Origin of the sequence: Cupriavidus basilensis OR16, assembly GCF_000243095.1 — a bacterium.
Lineage (GTDB): Bacteria > Pseudomonadota > Gammaproteobacteria > Burkholderiales > Burkholderiaceae > Cupriavidus > Cupriavidus basilensis_D.
The window spans coordinates 76,119-83,111 of record NZ_AHJE01000015.1 but is presented as its reverse complement, the minus strand read 5'-3'; the positions used below and the strand labels follow the sequence as shown (position 1 = coordinate 83,111).

Here is a 6,993-nt window from a genome sequence, read left to right as displayed (position 1 = left end):
CTCCAGGATGTCGCGGTCGACCTTGGTGCTCTCGCCGACCAGTTCGAGGTGCACTGCCTTGCCCAGCGAGCGCCCCAGGTCGCGCACCATGCGCGAGTAGCCGGTGAGGCCGTCGGCGAGGGGCCGCATGCGGCTGGCCAGCGCCCGGTCATAGAGCTGGTGCGGGAAAGCTGGCCGGTGCGGTGGTCATACTGCTCCAGTTCCGAGACCCGTTGCGAGAGCTGCTGGTGGCTTTCGGCCAACAGGCGCTGCGCTTCGCCCAGCGCGGCGTGGGCGGCGGGATCGGCCGCGCTGGCCGCGAGCGTTACCTGCAGGGCGTCGAGCGCCTGCAGGGCGCGCATCTGTACGCGCCGGGTTTGCTGCAAGGCGCCGCCGAAGGCTTGAGCCAGTGCGTCTCCACCATCGCCGCGCCGGACAGCGCCAGCAACTGGTCGAGCGTATCGGCGCTGACGCGCAGCATGCGCTCCTGGACTTCCGGCTGGCGGGGTGCTTCGCCGGGCGGGAACGTGGCCGGTGCCGTGGCCACGCCGGCACCAAGGACCGCGCCGGCCGCGGGGCCTTCGGGTGGCGCAGGGGCGATGGTGTCTGTCGCCGCGGCCTCTGGTGCGGTCTGCGGTGCGTTGCCTGGCGGCGCCGCCGATGGGGCGTGACCCACGGCCCAGTTGTCGGATTCCACCTCCTCGCCGGCCAGCAGCGCGCCCATGCGGAGCACCAGCGCATCGACCTCGGCCTTGCCGGCCTGGTCGGCCCAGTCCAGGTCGCCGCCGGGCGGGCTGCCCAGGCGCAGCAGCAGGTCGGTGCCATGCAGCAGGGTGTCGATATGCACCGGCCGCAGCAGCAGCTCGCCGCGTTGGGCGGCCACCAGGCAGTCTTCCATCACGTGGGCCACGCGCACGCCGCCATCCAGGCCGACGATGCGCGCGGCGCCCTTGAGCGAATGGGCGGCGCGCATGCACGCCTCGAGCTGCTCGGCCGCGGCGGGATCGCGCTCCAGCGCCAGCAGGCCGGTATTGAGGATTTCGGCCTGCGATTGCGCTTCCAGCGCGAACAGCTCAAGCAGGGAGGCGTCGCGCAACTGATCGGGGTTCATGCCAGGCTCCGCTTCAAGGCTTGTTGCAGCAGGGCCGGGTCGAGCAAGCCTACCGTGCGTGCGCCGCTTTTCAAGAGGGCTCGGGTGTAGTGTGCCGAGGCGCGCGACAAGGTGGTCGGCAAAGGCAGCAGGTCGGCTTCGGCGACCCGTTCGATGCCGGTGACCTCATCCACCGGCAGCGCGATGGCGGTGCGGCCCTGGCCCAGCACCAGCAGGCGGGCGCCATGCCCGGCGCTGCCCTTGGCATTGGCGGCGGCGTTGAGTGTGGCGTTGGATGCGGCGGCGGCAGGGTCCTGCCCGAGCAGCCGTGCCAGCGAGATGCATACCAGCAGGTTGCCGCGCACGCTGGCCAAGCCAAGCACCGCGGCGTGGCGGCGGTGCGGCAGCGAGTGCACGGGGCAGGGCGCGGTGACCAGCGCCAGCGCGCCCGCGGGCAGCGCCAGCCATTCGTCGCCGATGCGGAACACCAGGTATGACATGGCGGGCCCGCGCGCGGCCGCATTGGCCTGAACGGCGTGACCATCCGGCAGGCTGACTTCGCCGGTGGGCAGGTTGTCGAGCAGCGTGAGCGCCGCGCGCGAATAGGTTGGGCAGTTGCGGCAATGGATGTGCGTGGCCAGCAGCGGGCAACTGCCATCTCCCAGCACGCCGATGCGGCGCCAGCAATCGTCGATGGCGACCGTGCCAGGGGCAGTGCCCGTGCCCAGCGGCAGGCCAGGCGCGGGGCCGGGGGATGCGATGCGGGCTCAGCCATGGCGGATCGGGGTCTTGCGTTGTGCACGGTTTCTCAGCGGGCCGCGGCCGCGCCGTCGCCTTGCGCTTCCAGGATGGCGGCCATATGGTAGAGCGCCTCCTGGTGAGCCGGGTCGAGGGTACAGCGCGCGGCGATAGGCCTCGCGCGCGTCGCAGGGGCGGCCGGTGGCGTCGTAGAGCACGCCCAGCAGGCAGTAGCCGGCAGCCGACGGGCCCTGCGCATCCAGGTGCGCCACGCAGGCCGTTACCGCGGCGGCCAGTTCGCCCCGATCGGCGAGCCGGGAGATCCCGGACAGTGCGTTGGCGCTGGCCTTGGCCCGCTCGGCCGCCTTGTCGGTCGCGGGGGCGGCAGGCGGCGGTGCGAAGGGCGCCAGCACGCCGGCTGGGCGCGCCTGGCCGCGTGCGGCCGGCGGCCTCGGTGGCTGCGGCCACTGGCGCGGGGCGGCTCCGGCCGGCGCGCTCACGTGCATCGGGTGCGCTGGCTGCGCTGGGTAGAGCGGCATGGCCGGATCGTCGCCGCCTGCGTGGTGCGCGCTGCGCCGGGTGAAGGCAAAGGCGAGCGGCACGCCAGCCGAGACAAAGCCGTGCCGCGTGAGCAGGCTGGCCTCGGCGGGGCCGACAAAGAGCGTGGCATCCGGCCGGCTCAGCCGTTCCAGCATCTTGAGCGAACGGCGCTGGGTCGGCGGATCGAAATAGATCAGGAGGTTGCGGCAGAACACAAAGTGGTAGGGCGGCTCATTGGCCATCAGCCCCGGGTCGAGCAGGTTGCCGTGCACAAGCCGCACCTTGCCGCGCACGTTGGCCTTGAGCGCATAGCCACCCGCGCAGGCGGTGAAATGCCGGTCGCGGAAATCCAGCGGAGTGCCCCGGAAGGAGTTGGTGCCGTATTGCGCGATGCGCGCACGCTCCAGCGAGCGGGCGCTGACGTCCACGGCATCGACCTGGAAGCGGTGCTCTGGCACGCCGGCGTCGAGCAGTGCCATGGCGATCGAATAGGGCTCTTCTCCGGTCGAGCAGGGCGCGCTGAGGATGCGCAATGGTGCGCCGCCGTCCGGTGCGCGATCATTGCCGAAGACCCGCATGGCGGCAAAGCGGCCGAGCGCCAGCAGCGCCTCGCGATGGCGGAAGAACCAGGTCTCGGGGACCACCACGGCTTCGATCAGCGACTGCAGCTCGTCCGGGTGCGAGTGCAGCAGGTTCCAGTAGGCGTGATGGTCGGGCGCCGCGGCGGCTGCCAGGCGCTCGCGCACCGCGCGCTCGACCATGCCAGGTCCGACGGTGGCGGCGTCCAGGCCGATGCGTTCCTTGAGCAGCGCTTCGATATGGGCGGCGGAGGTCATGTGGTCATGGCCTTGGCCGCCGGCAGATCGGGAAACAGCTTTGCGTGCACGTCGTCGGGCAGCAGGGCCTCGATCTTGATCCACTGCACCAGCCCCTGGCTGCCGCTGCGCACTGGCCCCAAGTAGCGGGCCGGGGCGGCGTCCACGCCGCTGTCGACGAATTCGGCGGGCTCGCAGCGCAGCGTCTCGGTGGCGTACTCCAGCCGCAGCCCGAGCAGGCGCGCGGGCGCCTCCGCATGCCGGCGGTAATGCACCAGTACGGTGCGTGTGCTGGTCCGGCTGGCGACCGGCGTGCCGATGGCCAGCGCATTGACGTCGATGACCGGCACCACCTGGCCGTCACGCGCCAGCAGTCCGCTGACCCAGGCGGGCGCCTCGGGCAGGTGCTTGAGCGTGGTCAGCGGCAGCACTTCGACGATCTCGTTCGCGTCCAGCGCGTAGTGGTCGGATCCGATGCGAAAGAGCAGGAAGAGTTTCATGGTGTGGCGTGGGTGCCCGGCGCGCTCAAACCTTGAAGCGCGACACGCCGGTGCGCAGGTCGTTGGCGACCAGCGTCAGCTCGTCGATCGCCTGGCTGGACTGGCGCAGGGATTCCACGGTCTGCTGGGCGGCCTCGGACAACTGCATCAGGGCCTGGTTGATCTGTTCCGCGCCGCCGGCCTGGGCTTGCATGCCCTCGTTGACCATCTGCACGCGTGGCGCAAGCGTCTGCACCTGGCCGATGATCTGGGAGAGCTGGTCGCCCACCTGGGTCACCTCCGACATGCCGCGCCGCACTTCCTCGGAGAACTTGTCCATGCCCATCACGCCCGCCGCCACGGCCGACTGGATCTCGCGCACCATCTGCTCGATGTCGTAGGTGGCCACCGCGGTCTGGTCGGCCAGGCGGCGGATCTCGGTTGCGACCACCGAGAAGCCACGGCCGTACTCGCCCGCCTTCTCGGCTTCGATGGCGGCATTGAGCGACAGCAGGTTGGTCTGGTCCGCCACCTTGGCGATGGTGGTGACCACCTGGTTGATGTTGCCTGCTTTCTCGTTGAGGGTGGCCAGCTTGGCATTGACCGAGCCGGCGGCCTCCATCACGTGGTGCATGGTGGCTTCCATGCGCGACAAGCTTGCCTGGCCGGTGCCGGCCAGGCCCGCGGTCTGCTCGGCGGCGCCGGAGACTTCGGTCATGGTCCGGACCAGGTCGCGCGAGGTGGCGGAGATCTCGCGCGAGGTGGCGCCGATCTCGGTGGTGGTGGCCGCGGTTTCGGTGGCGGTGGCCTGCTGCTGGCGCGCGGTGGCGGCGATCTCGTTGACCGAGGTGGTGACCTGGATGGCCGAGCGCTGGGCTTGCCCGACCAGCGTGGTGAGGTCGCCGGTCATCTGGTTGAAGCCCTGCTCGACTTCCAGGAATTCATCCTTGCGGTTCAGCGACAGGCGCTGCCGGAAGTCGCCGCCGCGCATGTTGCCGAGTTGCTGGACGATCGAGCGCATCGGCACCGTAATGGAGCGGAACAGCAGGTAGCCGGCCACCAGCGACTCCAGGAGGGCGGCAATCAGCGAAACCTCGATGCTGATCTTGGCCGTTTGCACCGCCTGGTTGATGCTGGCGGCGCCGTCCTCGGCCACTTTGTTGTTATCCTCCAACATTATTTGCAGGGCCGCGCGGCCATCGTTCCAGGCGGCGTGGATCGGCCCGCGCAGCTTGGCCTCGGCGGCGGCGGCCTCCGCGCCGGTCGCCGCGAACAGCGACGCCGAGATGTCGTTATATTGCCGGCGCAATTCCCGGTACTTCTCGAAGCGCTCGCGATCGTCGGCGCGCCGGATCGAATCGGCGTACTTTGCCTCCAGGCCGTCCAGCCGCTTGTGCAAGGCCACGTTGGCCTCGGCGTACTGCCGGCGCTCGGCGTCATTGGCCGCGGTCACGTTCTGCCAGGCCAGCACATAGGTTTCACCCCACGCGCCGCGCATCGCGGTGCTGTAGTAGAGTCCCGGGAGTGCATCTTCGCGCAGCGCATTCGCATGGGTCTGGATGGCCGACTGGCGGTCATAGGCGACCACCGCCGTGAGTAAAATGACTGCCAGGATGAAGGCAAAACTTGCCAAAATGCGCGTGCGGATGGTCCAGTGAGTCACGGTGCGGTTTCCCGTTGCTTATTCTTGTCGGTGGGCGCTTCTTGACCGGCCGGGCGCGGCGGAATTGGCGCGTGGGCGCGGGCCGGGCGTGAGCGGCCAGTTTATAGCCGCGTAGGGTACTGTAAGGTTCCGGCCATTTCAATGGCGCCCGCGGAAGGTAATAGTATTCCCCGCGTTGCAACATACTGCCGCAACATATCGTTTAACTTGTCTTGATTTTTTCCTGGTTTTAGTCACACTTGCCAAATAGACAGATCGGACCGATGTCGATAATCACAAACAGGGCAGGCATGGTGGCCAGGTCAGAGGCGAAGGCCGGCGCCCCGCCAAACGCGGATGTCGATCCGCTGACGGGCGTAGCGTCGCGCCAGGCATTCTTGAACACGCTGGAGGACCGCCTGCGCACGGAGGCTTCCCCGCGCTGCGCGCTATTGCTGCTCGGCATCGACGATTTCCGCGCGTTCAACGACATGCATGGCCACGCCGAAGGCGATGAGATCCTGCGCCGGGTGGCCCGCCGCCTGCGCGACGCCTCGCCGCGCGACGCCATCCTGGGGCGTGTCGGCGGCGATGAGTTCGCCGTCCTGCTGCCTTCCATCGCCGATCCCACCCTGGTGCGCCACGTCGCCGCCGCCATCCTTTCGCTGCAGACCGAGCCGCACGAGTACGGCAACCGCCGCCATCACGTGCTGGCCAGCCTGGGCGCCTGCGTGATGCCGGCCGGCGGCGACAATGCCTCCGATGCCCTGGCCTCGGCCAGCCTGGCTCTAGGCCGGGCCAAGCGCGACGGCGGCCGTACCATTCGCTTCTTCAAGCCGCAGATGCGCACCGACGTGACGACCCGCTTGTCGCTGGTGCAAGCGCTGCGCGACGCCTACGCGCAGCGCCAGTTCGAGCTGCTGTACCAGCCCCAGATCGACCTGCGCGACGGGCGCGTGGTTGGCGCTGAAGCGCTGATGCGCTGGCGCCATCCCACCCAGGGCCTGCTGACGCCGGCCAGCTTCATCGATGCGCTGGCCGCCAGCAGCGTGGCGGCGGATGTCGGTGTCTGGCTGCTGCATACCGCCTGCGCCCAAGCGCGCATGTGGTCGCTAGGGTTTGCCGACGCGCCGCGGGTAGCCATCAACCTGTTTGCCGCGCAGCTCAGCGAGAGCCGGCTGCTGACCGAGGTCCGGCACGTGCTGCGCGAGCTGGCACTGGCGCCGGAGCGGCTGGAGCTGGAGATCACCGAGACCATCGCCTTGCAGCAGGGTGACGAGTTCTCCGGGCAGTTGCAGACCCTGCGGCGCGACGGCGTGACCCTGACCTGCGACGATTTTGGCACCGGCTACGCCTCGCTCAGCTTCCTCAAGTCCTTTCCCGTGGACCGCATCAAGATCGACCAGTCGTTTATCCGCAATGTCACGCAGAGTCCCGTGGACGCCGCCATCGTACGCGCCATGGTGAATGTTGGCGGCAGCCTGGGCATCGGCGTGGTGGCGGAGGGCGTGGAAACCGTCGAGCAGCGGGATTTCCTTGCCGAGAACGGCTGCCACGAGGTGCAGGGCTACCTGTATGGCAGGCCCATGTCCGCCGACAAGTTCACCGAGTTCCTGCAGCAGTCCGCCGCTCGCTAAGCCGGGCCGGCCGTGCCTTTCCCCTCGCGCCGGCGGCCGGCGCCGTTGCGCAATTGTTTCCAGCTTTGTCCTG

At 69.3% G+C, this 6,993-nt stretch carries 5 protein-coding genes and 1 pseudogene; 1 reads left to right on the top strand and 5 read right to left on the bottom strand.

From position 1 onward, the window contains the following. The 5 genes and pseudogenes from OR16_RS05635 to OR16_RS05615 all read right to left on the bottom strand — a co-directional run. A pseudogene (locus OR16_RS05635) lies at positions 1-1,090 on the bottom strand (Hpt domain-containing protein); the annotation flags it as partial. Continuing rightward, the gene (locus OR16_RS05630; RefSeq protein WP_006157000.1) at positions 1,087-1,737 is read right to left on the bottom strand and encodes a chemotaxis protein CheW; all 651 of its coding nucleotides are present in this window, start codon (positions 1,735-1,737) and stop codon (positions 1,087-1,089) included. The pseudogene OR16_RS05635 and the gene OR16_RS05630, both read right to left, overlap by 4 nt. A gap of 99 nt (positions 1,738-1,836) precedes the next feature. Then, a complete protein-coding gene (locus tag OR16_RS05625) occupies positions 1,837-3,183 on the bottom strand; it encodes a CheR family methyltransferase (protein ID WP_006156999.1) in 1,347 nt (448 codons plus the stop codon). Then, positions 3,180-3,662 carry a chemotaxis protein CheW gene (locus tag OR16_RS05620; RefSeq protein ID WP_006156998.1) on the bottom strand — a complete coding sequence of 161 codons (483 nt, stop codon included), beginning with the start codon at positions 3,660-3,662 and terminating at the stop codon, positions 3,180-3,182. Before OR16_RS05620 ends, OR16_RS05625 begins: the two co-directional genes overlap by 4 nt. Positions 3,663-3,687: 25 nt before the next feature. Continuing rightward, positions 3,688-5,304, bottom strand: coding sequence for a methyl-accepting chemotaxis protein (locus OR16_RS05615; protein ID WP_006156997.1), 1,617 nt, complete (start codon positions 5,302-5,304; stop codon positions 3,688-3,690). Between the two features lie 290 nt (positions 5,305-5,594). Between OR16_RS05615 and OR16_RS05610 the strand changes: the two genes are divergently transcribed. After that, complete coding sequence (locus tag OR16_RS05610; RefSeq protein WP_006156996.1) at positions 5,595-6,920, top strand: putative bifunctional diguanylate cyclase/phosphodiesterase; 1,326 nt, start codon at positions 5,595-5,597, stop codon at positions 6,918-6,920. Positions 6,921-6,993: the final 73 nt, after the last annotated feature.

Bases quoted from the DNA above. Each gene is read 5' to 3' on its own strand.
- OR16_RS05610 (WP_006156996.1), top strand. From the start codon at position 5,595: ATGGTGGCCAGGTCAGAGGCGAAGGCCGGCGCCCCGCCAAACGCGGAT.
- OR16_RS05625 (WP_006156999.1), bottom strand. From the start codon at position 3,183: ATGACCTCCGCCGCCCATATCGAAGCGCTGCTCAAGGAACGCATCGGC.
- OR16_RS05620 (WP_006156998.1), bottom strand. From the start codon at position 3,662: ATGAAACTCTTCCTGCTCTTTCGCATCGGATCCGACCACTACGCGCTG.